This window comes from Mesorhizobium denitrificans, from assembly GCF_003403035.1.
GTDB classification, from domain to species: Bacteria; Pseudomonadota; Alphaproteobacteria; order Rhizobiales; family Rhizobiaceae; genus Mesorhizobium_G; species Mesorhizobium_G denitrificans.
On the sequence record NZ_QURN01000014.1, the window covers coordinates 92,221 to 110,143 of the forward strand.

The 17,923-nt window shown below is 58.1% G+C and carries 15 protein-coding genes; 6 read left to right on the top strand and 9 right to left on the bottom strand.

What is annotated here, in order from left to right:
• Positions 1 to 12: 12 nt before the first annotated feature.
• Genes gltX through DY251_RS17020 form a run of 3 tightly spaced genes read right to left on the bottom strand, consistent with a single transcriptional unit; the run spans position 13 to position 4,387 of the window.
• The gene (gene gltX, locus DY251_RS17010) at positions 13 to 1,386 is read right to left on the bottom strand and encodes a glutamate--tRNA ligase (protein WP_116625107.1); all 1,374 of its coding nucleotides are present in this window, start codon (positions 1,384 to 1,386) and stop codon (positions 13 to 15) included.
• 54 nt (positions 1,387 to 1,440) lie between these two features.
• Positions 1,441 to 2,655: an MFS transporter gene (locus DY251_RS17015; protein ID WP_116625108.1), complete on the bottom strand. Its 1,215-nt coding sequence runs from the start codon at positions 2,653 to 2,655 to the stop codon at positions 1,441 to 1,443.
• 55 nt (positions 2,656 to 2,710) lie between these two features.
• Positions 2,711 to 4,387 carry an NAD+ synthase gene (locus tag DY251_RS17020; protein WP_116625109.1) on the bottom strand — a complete coding sequence of 559 codons (1,677 nt, stop codon included), beginning with the start codon at positions 4,385 to 4,387 and terminating at the stop codon, positions 2,711 to 2,713.
• A 172-nt stretch (positions 4,388 to 4,559) separates the two neighbouring features.
• On the opposite strand from DY251_RS17020, the gene purL reads away from it, so the two are divergent.
• Both purL and DY251_RS17030 read left to right on the top strand, forming a co-directional pair.
• On the top strand, positions 4,560 to 6,767 hold the full coding sequence (gene purL, locus DY251_RS17025) for a phosphoribosylformylglycinamidine synthase subunit PurL (protein ID WP_116625110.1): 2,208 nt from the start codon (positions 4,560 to 4,562) through the stop codon (positions 6,765 to 6,767).
• An 18-nt stretch (positions 6,768 to 6,785) separates the two neighbouring features.
• Complete coding sequence (locus tag DY251_RS17030; RefSeq protein ID WP_116625111.1) at positions 6,786 to 7,019, top strand: BolA/IbaG family iron-sulfur metabolism protein; 234 nt, start codon at positions 6,786 to 6,788, stop codon at positions 7,017 to 7,019.
• A gap of 75 nt (positions 7,020 to 7,094) precedes the next feature.
• Here the strand turns inward: DY251_RS17030 and DY251_RS17035 are convergent, their stop codons facing one another.
• Entirely contained in the window at positions 7,095 to 7,871 is a 777-nt protein-coding gene (locus DY251_RS17035) for a phosphodiester glycosidase family protein (RefSeq protein WP_116625112.1), read from the bottom strand.
• Positions 7,872 to 8,016: 145 nt separating this feature from the next.
• Here DY251_RS17035 and grxD point away from each other — a divergent pair, with 145 nt between their 5' ends.
• A complete protein-coding gene (gene grxD, locus DY251_RS17040; protein WP_116625156.1) occupies positions 8,017 to 8,352 on the top strand; it encodes a Grx4 family monothiol glutaredoxin in 336 nt (111 codons plus the stop codon).
• 120 nt (positions 8,353 to 8,472) lie between these two features.
• The gene (locus tag DY251_RS17045; RefSeq protein ID WP_116625113.1) at positions 8,473 to 9,741 is read left to right on the top strand and encodes a multidrug effflux MFS transporter; all 1,269 of its coding nucleotides are present in this window, start codon (positions 8,473 to 8,475) and stop codon (positions 9,739 to 9,741) included.
• Here the strand turns inward: DY251_RS17045 and DY251_RS17050 are convergent.
• The 3 genes from DY251_RS17050 to aspS are packed head-to-tail and all read right to left on the bottom strand — an operon-like array spanning position 9,738 to position 13,222.
• Positions 9,738 to 10,562 carry an inositol monophosphatase family protein gene (locus tag DY251_RS17050; RefSeq protein ID WP_116625114.1) on the bottom strand — a complete coding sequence of 275 codons (825 nt, stop codon included), beginning with the start codon at positions 10,560 to 10,562 and terminating at the stop codon, positions 9,738 to 9,740. The genes DY251_RS17045 and DY251_RS17050 overlap by 4 nt on opposite strands.
• Complete coding sequence (gene ttcA, locus DY251_RS17055) at positions 10,559 to 11,419, bottom strand: tRNA 2-thiocytidine(32) synthetase TtcA (RefSeq protein WP_116625115.1); 861 nt, start codon at positions 11,417 to 11,419, stop codon at positions 10,559 to 10,561. Before ttcA ends, DY251_RS17050 begins: the two co-directional genes overlap by 4 nt.
• A 9-nt stretch (positions 11,420 to 11,428) precedes the next feature.
• Entirely contained in the window at positions 11,429 to 13,222 is a 1,794-nt protein-coding gene (gene aspS, locus DY251_RS17060; protein WP_116625116.1) for an aspartate--tRNA ligase, read from the bottom strand.
• Between the two features lie 193 nt (positions 13,223 to 13,415).
• On the opposite strand from aspS, the gene DY251_RS17065 reads away from it, so the two are divergent.
• Both DY251_RS17065 and rnd read left to right on the top strand, forming a co-directional pair.
• Complete coding sequence (locus DY251_RS17065) at positions 13,416 to 14,654, top strand: MFS transporter (RefSeq protein ID WP_116625117.1); 1,239 nt, start codon at positions 13,416 to 13,418, stop codon at positions 14,652 to 14,654.
• Positions 14,655 to 14,712: 58 nt separating this feature from the next.
• Positions 14,713 to 15,861, top strand: coding sequence for a ribonuclease D (gene rnd, locus DY251_RS17070; RefSeq protein ID WP_116625157.1), 1,149 nt, complete (start codon positions 14,713 to 14,715; stop codon positions 15,859 to 15,861).
• Between the two features lie 6 nt (positions 15,862 to 15,867).
• Here rnd and DY251_RS17075 read toward each other — a convergent pair whose 3' ends face one another.
• Positions 15,868 to 16,284 carry an MAPEG family protein gene (locus DY251_RS17075; RefSeq protein WP_116625118.1) on the bottom strand — a complete coding sequence of 139 codons (417 nt, stop codon included), beginning with the start codon at positions 16,282 to 16,284 and terminating at the stop codon, positions 15,868 to 15,870.
• Positions 16,285 to 16,296: 12 nt separating this feature from the next.
• On the bottom strand, positions 16,297 to 17,787 hold the full coding sequence (guaB, locus tag DY251_RS17080; RefSeq protein ID WP_116625119.1) for an IMP dehydrogenase: 1,491 nt from the start codon (positions 17,785 to 17,787) through the stop codon (positions 16,297 to 16,299).
• Between the last annotated feature and the right edge of the window lie 136 nt (positions 17,788 to 17,923).

Here is a 17,923-nt window from a genome sequence, read left to right on the forward strand (position 1 = left end):
AACGCGCAAGTCTCAGGGCTTGCGCGCAAGCATGGCGTCGCGGCCAATCAACGGCAACAAATCAGCCAGTTCCGGCCCGGAGTCGCGCCCGGTTATCGCAAGGCGAAGCGGCGTGAAAAGCTGCTTTCCTTTGCGCCCGGTTGCCTCGCGCACTGCCGCAGTCCAAGTTTTCCATGTCGTGCGGTCCCACGGTTCCTCGGGCAGCACATTGAATGCGGCGCGCACAAAATCGAGATCGTCTTCGCCGAACAACACGGGTTCGTGCGGCCCCTCGCGAACGATGCGCCACCAGCCAGCGGCATCCTGCAACCGATCAAGGTTTCCGCGAACGACATTCCAGAACTCTTCCGCGCGCTCGCCGGAAACGCCATGCGCACCGAGCCTATCTTGCGCATCGCGGAAATCCATCTGATGAAGGATGGTGCGATTGAGCGTCACCAACTCATCAGGATCGAACTTCGCAGCCGATTTGGAGACGGTCTTGGGGTCGAAATGCTCCGAAAGCTCAAGCATGTTGTGGCAAGCGATGACATTTTCGGACGTGCCGTGCAGCACAGCGAGCGACGCGATGGACATCGGCTCAACGCCGTCCTCGCGCAATCCGCCGAGCGACAGCGCGCCGCTGCGCTTGGAAAGTCCCTCACCGGAAGCCGTAGTGAGAAGGTTGTGGTGGCCGAATGTCGGAGGCTCTGCGCCCAGCGCCTTGAATATCTCGATCTGAACGCCGGTGTTCGTCACATGGTCATCGCCACGAATGACGTGGGTAATGCCGAGATCGACATCGTCCACAACTGACGGCAGGGTGTAGAGATAGGTTCCGTCCTCGCGCACCAGCACGGGATCGGAAAGCGAGGCCAGATCGACCGTCTGCTTGCCGCGAATGATGTCGTTCCACGTAACCTTCGTTGAGCGAGGCTCAAGCGGATCAGACACAAAGTTCGGAAGCAGGAAGCGCCAATGCGGCTTGCGGCCCTCAGCCTCATATTCGGCCTTTTCCTGCTCGGTCAACGCAAGCGCCTCGCGACCGTAGACCGGTGGCATCTTGCGCGTGCGGCGAATCTTTCGGCGAAGCTCCAGCTCCTCCTCCGTTTCATAGCACGGATAGAGCAACCCCTTGGCCTTCAGCGTCTCGACCGCCTGATCGTAAACGTCGAAGCGCTGAGACTGATACTTCACATGATCGGGGAAGATTCCGAGCCAGTGAAGATCATAAAGCGTGGCGTCAGCATATTCCTGCCGCGAGCGCTCAACGTCCGTATCATCGAAGCGCAGCACGAATTGTCCGCCGTTCTGCATGGCATAAAGCCAGTTGAACAAAGCAGTGCGCGCATTGCCAATGTGTATGTAGCCCGTCGGTGACGGTGCAAATCGAACAATAACAGTCATGGCGTTCGACTAATTCAACACAATCGTCATTGCAAGCAGACGACCGAAATCCGATTAACAAGCGTTTCGGGCCCGCGCCGTTTTGGCAACATACCAAAAGACAAGCGAGGCAAAAACGCAGTAGAGGCCCATCGCGATCAACTGGCCGGGATAAGACACGCCGATGTCGATCAAATAACCCGTGAGTCCCGGCCCTGCCGCCGAGGCGAAAACCGCCGCCGAAATACCCAGCGCGCGGATCGAACCAAGGTGTTTCAGCCCATAAAGTTCGGGCCATACGGCACCAAACAGTGTCGTGGAAAGTCCCGCAGACATGCCGACCAGCACCATGAAAGCAAACGGCGCCCAAGGCGCGGCGACGAATCCAAGCATTGCGGCGGCCATTCCGAGCGGAAGCAACACGAAAGGAAGCAGCGCCAGACCGGAAAACCGGTCGATCAACTGGCCGGACAGCAGCGTAAAAATGCTGTTGACGAATGCCCAGACGACGAACGCCGATGCGAAAATGCCCGGCGTCCATCCGCGCAGTTCAGACAGATAGACCTGATGGAAGAAAACCACCGTTACGATGAAGCCCGGCGCCATAAAGCCGAGCATGAAGAGATAAAACAGCGGATCGCGCAAAACTTCCGAGCGCGACCAGTCGCGCGCATCGACCACACGCGGATTGACCTCACCACTGCCCGGTTGCCGCTCTACAGATACAAGCGCCAACACCGCAGGTAGCGCAAACAGAGCCACGAGCGCGGCGTAAAACAGCCAACCGCCGCGCCAGCCAAGCCAACCGGCGAGCACCGCAAAACTGCTGATCAGCACCGCTTCACCCGCATTGTGACCAAGTATCACCAAAGAAAGCGCTTTGCCGCGCTGCGCCGAAAACCAGCGCGCGGTCGCCGTATAGGCAAGGTGCGGGGACATGCCCTGCCCGAACAATCGCAGCAGATATACCGTAAGCACCAGCAGCAGGACGTGATGCGACAGCGCCATCAAAGTCGCCGCCAGCGCCAGCATCGGCAGCACGAACAACGCCACCTTTCGCGCCGGATATCGATCGACGATCTGGCCGAGATAAGGCAGCGTCAACGCGCTGCAAAGAGTGCCGATCATGTAGACCAGCCCCCACTGACCGTTTGAGAGCCCGTATTCAGCGCGCAAATAGCCGGCCGAGCCGCCCATGAACGAAGTCTGACCGACCGTGGAAAAGAAGGTGAGCAGAAACCCACCGGCGATCCAGCGGAAATTCGATTTCAGAAAGGTCAGAAACGGCATGGATAAAGCCGGTCAGGAAAGAGGCAAGGTCCGGTTCAGCAGGAAATATAATAAGTTATACTCGATCCCTAAACCTGTTTGTAATCGGATAGCGCCGGTCACGTCCAAAATTCTTTTTGGTGATTTTCACGCCCGGCGCAGCCTGCCTGCGCTTGTACTCCGCGATATAAAGCAGATGCTCAACGCGCTCGACGGTTGCTCTGTCGAAGCCCTGCTTGACGATATCGTCAACACCCAACTCGCCTTCAACCAGACCTTCGAGAATAGCGTCCAGCACCGGATATGGTGGCAGCGAATCCTGATCGGTCTGGTTCGGGCGGAGTTCCGCAGACGGTGCCTTGTCTATGATGTTGTGCGGTATCACCTCGCCCGAAGGGCCGAAGGCTCCGGGCGGCACATGATCATTGCGCCAGCTCGACAGCGCGTAGACCTGCATCTTGTAAAGGTCTTTGATGGGATTGAAGCCACCATTCATGTCGCCATAGAGCGTGGCGTAGCCCACTGACATTTCCGATTTGTTGCCGGTCGTGACAACCATTGAACCGAACTTGTTGGAAACCGCCATCAGGATCGTTCCGCGCGCGCGGCTCTGGAGGTTTTCTTCGGTGATGCCTTCCTTGGTGCCCTCGAACAACGGCCCAAGCGCTTCAAGAAAGCCCCCTACCGGCTTGAAAATAGGCACAACATCATATGCACAGCCCAATGCGCGAGCGCAGTCCTCAGCATCCTTGAGCGAGTCCTTCGACGTGTAATGATAGGGCATCATGATGCAGCGAACGCGCTCCTCGCCCAAGGCATCCACGGCAAGCGCGGCGCAAATCGCCGAGTCGATGCCGCCGGAAAGACCCAGCACCACATCCTTGAAACCGTTCTTGTTCACATAGTCGCGCAGGCCGAGCATGCAGGCGCGATAATCTGCCTCCTCGCGCTCGGGCAGCTTTGACATCGGCCCTTCTTCACAGACCCATGTTTCACCCACGCGCTTCCAGGTGGTGACGGCGGTTACATCCTCGAACTGGCTCATCTGAAACGCGAGGGATTTGTCCGCATTGATGGCAAAGGACGCGCCATCGAAAACGAGATCGTCCTGCCCACCAAGCTGGTTGGCGTACAGCATGGGCAGGCCCGTCTCGATGACTTGTTTGATGACGATCTGATGGCGGACATCGATCTTCGCGCGATAATAGGGCGAGCCGTTGGGTACGAGCAGGATTTCCGCGCCGCTTTCAGCGAGCGTTTCGCACACGTCCTGATCGCCCCAAATGTCTTCGCAAATGGGAATGCCCAGCCTGACGCCGCGAAAATTGACCGGCCCCGGCATATCCGGCCCCGGCTGGAAAACGCGCTTTTCATCAAACTCGCCATAGTTCGGCAGGTCGATCTTGTAACGCTCGGCGATGATCTTGCCGCCATCAGCAACGATAACGGAGTTGTGCCGCCCGCTTTTGCGTTGCAGCGGCGTGCCGATAATAACCCCGGGGCCACCATCCGCCGTGTCGGCGGCAATCTCTTTGGCGGCCTTTTCGCAGGCTTTCAGGAATGCCGGGCGCACCACCAGATCTTCCGGCGGGTAGCCAGCCAGAAAGAGCTCGGTGTACAGCACGAGGTCAGCGCCGTGACGCGCAGCTTCAGCGCGTGCCTCCCGTGCTTTGGCGAGATTGCCTTTAATGTCGCCTACGGTCGGGTTGAGCTGGGCAACGGCAATGCGAAGAACATCGAGCTTCTTTGTCATGCCCAGCGGTTTAGCCGCTGAATAAATTGCCCGCAATGGTCGCAAAGCATCGTCTGCGTATACCAAAAGGAATGAACCGCAATTCACCGGATTTTTTTCGTCTTGCCTGTGTATCCCGGCGACGCCATGCGCTATGAGCCGTCCAACTGTTGCAACGGATTCCTTGTAGGCGATGACAATCCCGAACACCGTGAAGATTACTGACGAACTGATAAAGGCGCACGGCCTGAAGCCGGACGAGTATCAGCGCATACTCGATCTGATCGGCCGCGAGCCGACCTTTACAGAACTCGGCATTTTTTCTGCCATGTGGAACGAGCATTGTTCTTACAAAAGCTCGAAGAGATGGCTGCGCACCCTGCCCACCAGTGGTGAAGTCGTGATCCAGGGACCGGGCGAAAACGCAGGCGTCGTGGATATTGGCGATGGTGATTGTGTGGTCTTCAAGATGGAGAGCCACAACCACCCTTCGTATATCGAGCCATATCAAGGCGCTGCGACCGGCGTCGGTGGCATTTTGCGCGACGTGTTCACAATGGGCGCGCGCCCCATCGCAGCCATGAACGCGCTGCGCTTCGGTGAACCGGACCACCCCAAGACACGCCACCTCGTAGCTGGCGTGGTTGCGGGCGTCGGCGGCTATGGAAATTCCTTCGGCGTGCCGACTGTCGGCGGCGAAGTGAATTTCGACGCGCGATATAATGGCAATTGCCTCGTCAATGCATTCGCCGCCGGTCTGGCAAAGACGGACGGCATTTTCTATTCCAAGGCGGAGGGTGTTGGCTTGCCGGTCGTCTATCTCGGAGCCAAAACGGGCCGCGACGGTGTTGGCGGCGCGACGATGGCTTCCGCCGAATTTGACGACAAGATCGAAGAAAAGCGCCCGACCGTTCAGGTTGGTGACCCCTTCACAGAAAAGTGCCTGCTGGAAGCCTGTCTTGAACTTATGGCGTCAGGCGCGGTCATCGCCATTCAGGACATGGGCGCCGCCGGCCTCACCTGCTCGGCTGTGGAAATGGGCGCGAAGGGCGACCTTGGCATCGAACTCGACCTCGACAAGGTGCCTGTGCGCGAAGAGCGCATGTCTGCCTATGAAATGATGCTCTCCGAAAGCCAGGAGCGCATGTTGATGGTGCTCAAGCCTGAAAAGGAAAAGGAAGCCGAGGCCATTTTCCGCAAATGGGGGCTGGATTTCGCGATTGTCGGGCACACCACCGACGATTTGCGCTTCCGCATCCTGCATCAGGGCGCAGAGGTGGCAAACCTGCCGATCAAGGAGCTCGGCGATCAGGCTCCCGAATATGACCGGCCTTGGGTCGCACCGGCTGCTCAGGCAGAGCTATCGGGCGATGCACCCAAAATGGACGTCGCTGACGCCTTGCTAAAGCTCCTGTCCAGTCCGGACCTTTCGAGCCGTCGCTGGGTTTATGAGCAATATGACACGCTGATTCAGGGCAATTCGCTGCAAATTCCCGGCGGCGATGCCGGTGTCGTGCGGGTCGAGGGCCATGCGTCAAAGGCGCTCGCGTTTTCGTCGGACGTTACACCACGCTATTGCGAGGCCGATCCGTTCGAGGGTGGCAAGCAGGCTGTTGCCGAATGCTGGCGCAACCTGACTGCGACCGGCGCTTTGCCGCTGGCTTCGACGGATAATCTGAATTTCGGCAATCCTGAACGGCCTGAAATAATGGGCCAGCTCGTCCATGCCATCAAAGGCATCGGCGAAGCCTGCCGCGCGCTGGATTTCCCCATCGTTTCGGGCAATGTCTCGCTCTACAACGAAACCAACGGACGCGGTATTTTGCCGACACCGACCATTGGCGGCGTCGGTCTGATTGACGATTGGTCGAAAATGGCGCGCATTCGCTTTGCTGCCGAGGGTGAAGCGATTTTGCTGATCGGCGCGCCCGAAGAATGGGGCACACATCTCGGCCAATCGGTCTACCTGCGCGATTTGTTCGGCAAGGCGGAAGGCCCTGCCCCGAAGGTTGACCTCGCACACGAGCGCAAGGTGGGCGATTTTGTGCGCAGGCTGATCGGTAAGGAAACGGCCACCGCGGTTCACGACCTTTCAGACGGCGGACTGGCCGTTGCGCTTGCCGAAATGGCGATTGCGTCAGGCATCGGTGCGAGGGTGAACGAGGCGACCGGAAATAGCGCTGCCGCCTGGTTCGGCGAAGATCAGGGCCGCTATCTTGTGACCGTTGCGGCGGGCAGGCAGGACGCGGTCGTAGCGGAGGCGTCAAAGTCTGGCGTTCGCGTTGCCGTGATCGGGATGACCGGCGGTGACTCCTTGAAGCTCGGCGGTACGCGTGCGATACCGGTTAAAGATTTGAAAGCAGCCCATGAAGGCTGGTTCCCCGCCTTCATGGCTGCGTAAGCGAGACAGGCATACGCAATGGCAATGGACGCACGCGATATCGAACGCCTCATCAAAGAAGGCATCCCAGACGCGGTTGTAACGATCCGCGATCTGGCGGGCGATGGGGACCACTACGCTGCCGAGGTTGTGGCGGAAAGCTTTCGCGGCAAGAGTCGCGTGCAGCAGCACCAGATGGTCTACAAGGCGCTGCAGGGCAATATGGGCGGCGTGCTTCACGCACTGGCTTTGCAGACAAGCGCTCCAGAGTAACGTGGCTATCGGCCGAAGTTGAAGCATCGAGGCTAATTACCCCTCATCCGCCTGCCCGAACGATGAAGTTTGCCTCTAACCGCCCCGGCTCTGCACAATCAGCATCGGCCCGGCTGGTTCTTCACCCCCAACCACATAGCGCGCGCCGTCATAGAGCGCGGATATTCCGCCATCGAAAAACAGTGCATTTCGGCAGCCAAGTGCATCGCGGAATAAGCGCGCAAAGCGACCAAGACTCACCGGGCCGCGCGAGATGGCCAACACCACCCTGCCCTTTTCGTCCACGCCCACACCGTTGCGGATATATTTCGACTGTCCGTCAGGTTCGAAGCGGCTGTGTACATCGCCATCAATAACCACCATCGGACCAGACTGCGTGGCAACGCGCGGGCGAATATCGGCCGCGGCGTAAGCACCTGTTTCCAGCACGCCCGGCTGCCCGTCCTCGTCAATGAAGAAAACGCCATTTGGCTTCATAAAGAAATTGCCGTCACCACTATCCGTATTCAACGCCGATAGCTCCTTGCCGTTCTCCACATACAGCCCGACCGGCGAATAATCGGCATGATACATGCCGGCATTCATCGCCATGACAAAGGGTTTGGGCAGACGGTCAAGATGCTCGTACGGTTTGCCGTCCGAACCCTTCAGTGCGAGATGAATTGAATAATTGGAGAGATCGACCGCGCAGACGACAAAGGTATCACCTTCAAATTCCCTGTCTGAGCAAAGTGGCGGCAAGCCGGCATCCATCATTTTCTCATCAGGCCGCATTTGAGAAGTCCACCAGACCGCGCCGCCCAGAGCCAGCAAAACAAGCACTAAAACCAGCGCAAAACGCTTCCAAATCATTTTCATTTTTTCTGGGCTATTTCTCACAGGCCTGTTACTGGCGCAATGAACGAACTGATCCGCGCTTGTTTAGATCGACTTATAGAGTTATTTGAGCAAGAAGTTGACGCTCGCGCAATTTGGCGGGCTTGAAGAGGTTTTCACAATGAGCGGCATTAGCGAATACATCGACAGCGAAGTGAAGGGCAACGAAGTGGTGCTTTTCATGAAGGGAACGCCAGGCTTTCCGCAATGCGGCTTTTCGGGTCAGGTCGTTCAGATTCTGGATTATCTCGGTGTCGACTATAAGGGCATCAATATCCTGACCTCCGGCGAGCTTCGCCAAGGGATCAAGGATTATTCGAACTGGCCGACAATTCCCCAGCTTTATGTGAAGGGTGAGTTTGTTGGCGGCTGCGATATCGTGCGCGAAATGTTCCAGTCTGGTGAACTCCAGCCATTTCTTGAAGAGAAAGGGATCAGCGTCAAGGGCGCTGCCTGATCTTGTTCGATCGGGCCGATGACCGGCCCGCATCGCATTACATCCATCCGCTCTGAGCGGCAGAAATGACAATGCGCCGGCCAACCGGCGCATTGGCGTTTGAACCATGAGGATTCGGTTATGGACCAGCAACGCAACGTTCAGACGAGCGGAGCCTTCGCGATACCGCGCTGGGAATTCATTGCGATTTGTGCCGGGCTGATGGCCCTGAATGCGCTCGCAATAGACATCATGCTTCCCGGTTTGCAGGAAATCGGCGCCACGCTGGGCGTGACCAATGAGAACCACCGCCAATATGTGATCTCGGCCTATTTCGGCGGTATGGCGGCAGGATTGCTGTTTTATGGCCCGCTTTCAGACCGCTTCGGGCGGCGTCCGCCTTTGATGTTCGGTTTGTCTGTCTACATTCTGGCTGCGATTGGTGCCGTATTCGCCCCGACGTTCGAGTGGCTTCTCGCGCTGCGCGTAATTCAGGGGATAGGCGCTGCTTCGACCCGTGTGATCGCTGTTTCCATGGTGCGTGACCGCTTCGGCGGACGCGCAATGGCGGAAGTCATGTCACTCATCTTCATGGTGTTCATGATCATTCCAGTGCTGGCACCGAACATTGGCCAACTCGTGATGCTCTTCTCCACCTGGCATATGATCTTTGCGGTGATGGCGACAATCGCACTGGCGATTGCCATTTGGGCATTCGTGCGCATGCCCGAAACGCAGCACCCCGAGGATCGCCGTTCAATCGAACTGCGTTCGATTTTGCAGGGCTTTGGCATCGTTCTCTCGAACCGGGTTTCACTCGGCTACACCATTGCCTCGACAACCGTTTTCGGCGCGCTGTTCGGCTTCATTAATTCCGCTCAGCAAGTCTATGTCGGCATCTACCACCTCGGCGTCTGGTTCCCCATCGTCTTCGCCGCAATAGCCGGAATGATGGCTGTTTCCTCCTTTTTGAACTCCCGGCTGGTGGGCAAATTCGGCATGAGGCGGCTGTCGCACAGCGCGCTGATCGGCTTCATCATTGTCAGCTCGATATGGCTTGTCTGGTCGCTGACCGGACCGGTTCCGCTGCCGGTTTTCATTGTTCTGTTTGCAGCAGCGATGTTTCAGTTCGGCTGGATCGGCTCCAATTTCAACGCCATAGCAATGGAACCGCTCGGTCACATCGCAGGCACTGCCGCGTCGATTCAAGGGTTCATGCAAACCTTGGGCGGCGGCTTGATTGGCGCATTCGTAGGACAGCAGTTTGACGGGACGGTTACGCCGCTGGCTGCAGGGTTTGCGGGCGTAGGGCTCGTAGGGCTGGTGATGGTGTTAATTGCCGAGCGCGGCAAGCTATTCCAGCCGCACAGCGCACCGCTGGCTCAGTCAAGCGCGATGCAAGCGCATTAATCGGCCCACAGCCCCGATCGCACGGCTTCCCAAGCGGCGCGGTCGGGCGCTACCAGCAATCCACCAGTCGTATCGCCCGGCACATAGGCGCTGCCATCGAAGCGCGCGTTGTATCCACCGGCTTCCGAGTGGATGAGCAGACCGGGCAAGTGGTCCCACGGCATAAGCTTGTTGTAGATCCCGAAGTGGCCATATCCCGAGGCCAGCAGCCGGTATTCCTGCGCCGCGCAGCGATAGCCAAACGTACCAAGCACTTTGCGGGCATTGCGCGCCAAAATGGTGCGCTCTGGCTCCTGCATATATTGCCAGCCGACATTGCCTACCATTTCACCAAGCGGCTCTGACTTGGCGACATGGATCGCCGTCTCCGAGCCACCGCCGCGCAGATGGCTTCCGCCGCCCTTGACGCCAACAACCCAGTCTTCGCCAAGCGGATCGTGAATGATGCCTGCAACCGTCTCGCCATTGACCACGACGGCCATCATCACTCCGAAAGGTGCCACACCAGCGGCGAAATTATAGGTGCCGTCTACCGGATCGAGCACGAATGCGAGCGCCGCGCCGCGCAAACCCTCCAGCACGCGCTCATCTTCTGCGTAAGCTTCTTCGCCCACTATCAGCGCATCGGGATAACGTTCACGCAATGCCGCCGTCATGTGGCGTTCAGCGTTCACGTCAGCGTCAGTAACAACGTCGAGTGCAGAAGTTTTCTCGCGAATATCGTTAGCGGACAGGCGCCGAAAGCGCGGCATAATTTCTTTCCTGGCAGCATCGGCCATCAGCTCGCACAGCCAATCCAGATGAGATTCCGCAAATTTCATGCCGCATCTTCCTTATCCAACGCCGAGATATTCAGACCTGCAAAGTCGAACAACTTGCGGTCCATAAGGTGACTTGGTCGCACATTTGTGAGCGCGCGGATCATCGTATCCTTGCGGCCGGGCATACGATGCTCGATGTCGTCCAGCATCGCTTTCATGGCGTTGCGCTGCAGACCTTCCTGACTACCACACAGGTCGCACGGAATTATGGGAAACTGCATCGCATCTGCGAATTTCGACATGTCGGCTTCCGCAGCGTATGCCAGCGGACGCAGCACCATGACGTCGCCCTCATCGTTTAGCAGCTTCGGCGGCATGGCCGCGAGGCGACCGCCGTGGAAAAGATTCATGAAAAAGGTTTCGAGAATATCCTCGCGATGGTGGCCGAGCACGAGCGACGAACACCCCTCCTCCCGCGCGATGCGGTAGAGATGACCGCGCCTCAGCCGCGAGCAAAGTGAACAATAGGTCGCGCTTTCCGGCAGCTTATCGGTGACGATCGAATAGGTATCCTGATATTCGATGCGGTGCTGGATATCGTACCGGTTCAGGAAATCCGGCAGAATGTGTTTTGGGAAATTCGGTTGCCCCTGATCGAGATTGCAGGCGAGCAGATCAACGGGCAGCAGTCCGCGCCATTTCAAATCGAGCAACAGCGCCAGCAGGCCGTAAGAATCCTTGCCGCCCGAAAGCGCGACCAGCCATCGCTCGCCGGGCTTGACCATCGAGAAATCCTCGATGGCCTGCCGTGCGTGGCGCAGCAGGCGCTTGCGCAGCTTGTTGAATTCGACCGAAGCCGGTGTTTGCAGGAACAGCGGATGGCAATCCGATTCAAGAACAGCCAACTCCTCCTGCATCGCCCTGCCCTACTCTTCTTTCTTCGCAGGCACGGCAACGCGAAGCGCAAGCTCGCGCAACTGCGCCGGCGTTGCGGGTGCAGGAGCATTCATCAGAAGGTCAAAAGCCTGCTGGTTCATCGGGAACATGGTAACTTCGCGCAGGTTGCGCGCGCCAACCAGCAACATGATGATGCGGTCGATGCCGGCCGCCATGCCGCCATGCGGCGGGGCTCCATATTGAAACGCACGATAAAGACCGCCGAAACGCTCCTCCACCGTTTCGCGATCCAGCCCGACGAGTTCAAAGGCTTTGACCATCGTTTCCGGCAGATGGTTGCGAATGCCGCCAGACGCGATCTCGAAGCCGTTGCAAACCATGTCGTACTGGAACGCCTTGATCGACAGCGGGTCTTGCCCGTTGAGCGCATCGATCCCGCCCTGCGGCATCGAGAACGGGTTGTGGCCGAAATCGATCTTCTTCTCGTCTTCGTTCCATTCGTAGAACGGGAAATCCACGATCCAGCACAGCTCGAAACGGTCGCGGTCAACCAGATTGAGGTCTTCGCCAACGCGCGTGCGCGCATCGCCCGCAAACTTCACGAACTTCTTCGGATCACCCGCGACAAAGAAGGCTGCGTCGCCATCCGACAGGCCAAGCTGCTGGCGAATCGCGTCGGTTCGCTCCTCGCCGATGTTCTTGGCAATCGGCCCAGCGCCTTCCAGCTTGTCGCCTTCCTTGCGCCAGAAAATATAGCCAAGGCCTGGCTGGCCTTCGCCTTGCGCCCAGGAATTCATGCGGTCGCAGAATGCGCGTGAGCCACCGGATTTCGCCGGAATAGCCCAGACTTCCGCCTTGGGATCGTTGGCCAGAATGTTCGCGAAAACCTTGAAGCCAGATCCGGCAAAATGCTCGGAAACGCTCTCCATTACTATGGGGTTGCGCAGGTCCGGCTTGTCCGACCCGTATTTACGCATCGACACGTCATAAGGAATACGCGGGAATTCCTGGGTAACCGGCTTGCCCTCGGCGAAGGTCTCAAACACACCGCGCAGCACCGGTTCCATCGTCGCCAGCACGTCTTCCTGCTCGACGAAGCTCATTTCGAGGTCGAGCTGATAGAATTCGCCCGGCAGACGGTCCGCGCGGGGGTCTTCGTCGCGGAAGCACGGAGCGATCTGGAAGTAACGGTCGAAGCCCGAAACCATGATGAGCTGCTTGTACTGCTGCGGAGCCTGCGGCAGCGCGTAGAAATTGCCCGGATGAATGCGCGACGGCACGAGAAAATCGCGCGCGCCTTCCGGCGAAGAGGCCGTCAGAATCGGCGTCGAATATTCGGTGAAGCCTGCGCCTTCCATGCGGCGGCGCATTTCCGAAATGATCTTCGTGCGCGCAACGATGTTCTTGTGCAGCGTATCCCGACGCAGATCGAGAAAGCGATATTTCAGGCGAATGTCTTCCGGATAATCCGGCTCGCCAAACACCGGAAGCGGAAGCTCCTTCGCTGCCGACAAAATCTCCATGTCGAGCGCGAAAACTTCGATCTCACCCGTCGGCAGGTTCGGATTCACGGCTTCTGCGCCGCGTTCCTTCACCTCGCCATCCACACGAATGACCCACTCACCACGCGCGGTTTCCGCAACCTTGAAGCAGGGCGAATCCGGATCGGCGACGATCTGGGTGATGCCATAGTGATCTCGCAGATCGATGAACAACAGGCCGCCATGATCGCGAACGCGGTGGACCCAACCCGAGAGGCGCACGGTGCTGCCAGCGTCGGACTTTCTCAATTGTGCGCAGGTGTGGCTGCGATAGCGATGCATTTACGGTTTCCAGTCAGTGGAGTCAGTGCGGCAGGCAAGCGCGGCGCGCTGCCCGAAATTTGCGCGGACAAACACATGTGAGTTCTGATTTGTCAAGGATAAGTCGGTTCGTGGACCAATCGCGTCGCTAAATACGGATAGCGGAATGGCGCCGGATGCTAGATCTATTGCAATCTTCCATCACGGTTCGTGCATGTCTTCCCTTCGCCCCTTGATCCCGCTCCTGATTGCTGCCGGCATTTTGCTCGGCGGAAATGGCCTGCAAGGCACGCTGATTGCGCTTCGCGGAGCAATGGAAGGTTTCGAGCCGTCCACCATTGGCCTCATCGGAACAAGCTATTTCGGCGGCTTTCTGCTGGGATGTCTCGCGATCACACGCATGTTGAAAGCGGTGGGGCATGTGCGCAGCTTCTCGGCGCTCGCGGCAATCGCATCGGCGGGAACGTTGCTATTGGTATTGGTTGTCGATCCGCTGATGTGGACGGCGGTACGATTCGTGAGCGGCTTCTGCTTCGCAGGGCTGTTTACGGTCATGGAAAGCTGGCTCAACTCCGGCGTGTCCAATCATGATCGCGCACGCGTATTGGCCCTTTATCGCATTATCGACATAGGCTCAGTCACCGGTGCGCAATTTCTGATCCCCGTGTTCGGAGCTGGCGGCTTCGCGATCTTCGCCATTATGTCGATCATGATAACGCTCTCGCTCGTGCCGGTTTCGCTCGCTGACCGTTCCAACCCGGCACCACCAGAGGATGTAAAGCTGGACCTCAAGCGGGCATGGTCGATATCGCCCCTGGCGGCAATTGGCTGCATCGCAGTTGGCATGACAAACAGCGCATTCCGCACATTGAGCCCGGTCTATGCCGAACAAATCGGCATGTCGGTTACAGATGTCGTGACGTTCGTCAGCGCCGGAATCATCGGTGGCGCGATCATTCAATATCCGCTGGGCTATCTTTCAGACCGCTGGGATCGGCGTTCTGTGCTGCTCATTACCTGCCTTGGTGCGATGTTATCTGCACTGGCGATTTCTTTTTTTGCCGGAGACAGCGGCCCGATGAATTTCGCGCTCGTATTTATATTCGGTTCGTTCGCAATGCCGATGTTTTCGCTATCAGCCGCCCACGCGAATGACCGCGCAGAGCGGCACGAATTCGTGCTGGTGAACGCCGCGCTCATGCTCTTTTATTCATTCGGCGCCATCGGCGGCCCATTCATCGCTGCATATGCCATGCAGGTGCTCGGTCCCTCATGGTTGTTCACTTTCAGCGCCATTATATATGCGCTTCTGGCCTTCGTGATCGTGTACCGAATGCAAGTTCGCGCGCCAGTACCGGAAGGCCACCGCAGCCGTTTCGTCGCATTGCTACGCACCTCGACCATTTTTGCGAAATTGGCTAAGCGTGCTGTGCGCAACGGCAAGCATTCCTGACTTGACGCGTCGCCTTCCGGCTGAAATGGAACATTCGATCTGGAATTCCGCTGAGCACATGCAAGTCATCACCACACAATCAGAACTTGAATCCGCAATACAGCGGCTGAGCGAATCAGAGTTCGTGACAGTCGATACGGAGTTCATCCGCGAAACGACCTTCTGGCCGGAGCTTTGCCTTATCCAGCTCGCTTCGCCGGATATGACGGCACTGATCGATCCCATGTCACCGGACATTGATCTCAAGCCGTTTTTTGAGTTGATGGCGAATGAAGCCGTCACGAAGGTTTTCCACGCCGCACGGCAAGACATCGAGATCGTGTTCCACCTCGGCAACCTCATTCCTCATCCGGTGTTCGACACACAGGTGGCGGCGATGGTTTGCGGGTTTGGCGAGAGCATTTCGTATGACCAGCTCGTGCAGCGCATCACCGGGACGCATCTCGACAAGTCGTCACGTTTTACTGACTGGCGGCAGCGCCCGCTTTCGGAAAAGCAGCTCACCTACGCGCTGGCTGATGTCACGCATCTGATCGATGTCTACAAATATCTCGAAGCCGAATTGAAGCGCGAGGATCGCGCGCATTGGGTGAATGAGGAAATGGACGTGCTGACGGCGCGCGAAACCTATGACCCACACCCGGAAGACTCCTGGAAGCGGCTGAAAATGCGGTTCCGCAAGCCGGTCGAGCTTGCCGTGGTCCAGCACGTCGCCGCATGGCGTGAGCGTGAGGCGCGCGAGCGCAACGTGCCGCGTCAGCGCATTATCAAAGATGATGTGATCTATGAAATCGCACAGCAGCAGCCACGCGATTCAGCCGCGCTCGGAAAATTGCGCACTATCCCGAAAGGCTGGGAGCGTTCATCGACCGCAGCCGCGCTGATGGATTCGGTCAACGCCGCGCTGGCTATTCCCAAGGAAGACATGCCGCGCCTGCCGCGCGCGCCCGCTTCGCCGGAAGGTTCAAGCGCTGCTACCGAGTTGCTGAAAGTTCTGCTGAGACTGACTGCGGAAAAGGAAGGCGTTGCGCCAAAGCTGCTGGCTTCCTCCGACGAACTCGACCGCATCGCCGCGGAAGGCGAACAGGCAGACGTGCCAGCCATGCATGGCTGGCGGCGCGAGGTTTTCGGCGAACGAGCGTTAAAACTCGTGCGCGGTGAAATCGCGCTCAAATTCGAGAAGCGAAAGATCGTGGCGGTCGAGTAACGGCGTTCAGAACGCTGCAATATGCAGGGCAAAGGCCGCCCACATCGCGAATAGCACGAACATGCTGACCAAAAAGCAATTGAAGCGAATACCGACATTATTGCTGGTCAGGTGCACATAGGCGTGGGCGTAACGCGAAATCACGAACAGCCAGGCCAGAACGACCGTTAGCAGATTCACGCCACCGGTAACGAACAGCGCTATACACACGACATAAAAGAGAACCGGCGATTCAAACTGGTTCATCACATTGTTTGACGTCGCCGCAGTGGAAGCGGGCTCGTCGCCACGCAGTTTGAACTGCTTCAGCTTGGCCTCGCCATCCACAATCGATTTGCGCCTACGAATACCGAGCAGTCCATAGACGATGAAAACCAGCAAAACATAGATAATCATCGGCCAGAAAATGGCGATCGGATTCATGTCCAATTGTCCTCACGAACCTTGATAATTGGGGCTTTCGCGCGTGATGGTCACGTCGTGTGCATGGCTCTCGCGCAGGCCTGCATTCGAGATGCGCACGAAGGTAGCACGGTCGCGGAAGCTCGGAAGATCTCTTGCGCCGACATAGCCCATCGCGGCTCTCAAGCCGCCCGCAAGCTGGTGCAGCACGCCCGCTACCGGCCCCTTGTAAGGCACCTGACCCTCGATGCCTTCGGGCACGAGTTTCAGCGTGTCGCGCACTTCCGCCTGGAAATAGCGATCCGCCGAGCCGCGCGCCATCGCTCCGACTGACCCCATGCCGCGATAGGCTTTGAACGAGCGACCCTGATGCAGATAAACCTCGCCGGGGCTTTCGTCCGTACCGGCCAGCAGCGAGCCAATCATGGCCGCGCGCGCACCTGCCGCAAGTGCCTTGGCAAGATCGCCGGAATACTTGATGCCGCCGTCCGCGATGATGGAAATATTCGCGCGATCAGCAACCTCGACGGCGCCCATAATGGCCGAAAGCTGTGGCACGCCAACGCCCGCAACGATACGCGTGGTGCAGATCGAGCCCGGCCCAATGCCAACCTTTACACTGTCGGCGCCCGCATCGATCAAAGCGCGCGTGCCATCCGGCGTCGCGACATTGCCCGCCAGAATGCGCACGGAATTGGAGATTTTCTTTGCCCGCGCCACTGCATCCAGAACGCGCTGCGAATGGCCGTGCGCGGTGTCGATAACGAGGAGGTCAACACCCGCATCGATCAGGCGCTCGGCGCGCTCAAAGCCGTCTTCACCAACACTGGTGGCCGCGGCAACGCGCAACCGGCCCTGCGCATCCTTCGATGCGTGCGGATTGAGTTGCGACTTCTCGATGTCCTTGACGGTTATGAGGCCGACGCAATTGCCATCGGTATCGACAACCAGCAGCTTTTCGATGCGATGCGCGTGCAGCAAGCGCTTCGCTTCGTTCTGCTCCACGGATTCCCGCACCGTCACCAGGTTTTCGCGCGTCATGAGTTCGGAAACCTTCTGCGCCGGATCGGATGCGAAACGAACGTCGCGGTTGGTAAGGATGCCGACCAGCTTGCCGGGTCCGCCGCCATTGCCTTTCACCACCGGAATACCGGAAATGCCGTGCGCCTTCATAAGCGCAAAGGCCTCCGCCAGAGAGGCGTCCGGGCCGATTGTGACCGGATTGACGACCATGCCGGACTCGAATTTTTTGACCTGCCGCACTTGCTCGGCCTGTTCGGCGGGCGTCATATTGCGATGGACAACGCCAATGCCACCTGCCTGCGCCATAGCGATAGCGAGCCGGGATTCGGTTACGGTATCCATGGCCGCTGATAGAATTGGAAGGTTCAGGTCAATGTCGCCCGCAATCCGCGTTCTGACATCAGTCTCACCGGGCATAACCTCGGAATGGCCGGGCTGCAGCAGCACATCGTCAAATGTCAGGGCCAACTGACCTGTTGCGGTTTCGATGATGTTTGCCATGGCCAATTCCTTAAATACGTAAAGGGCGCAACCCGGTTGGGCAGCGCCGACTCGATAAGTCCCTTTCAGGATTGGCGCTGGCTGGTAACACGTCCAATCCCAGATGAAAAGCGGCTGCCGCCACTCATTTCAGTTT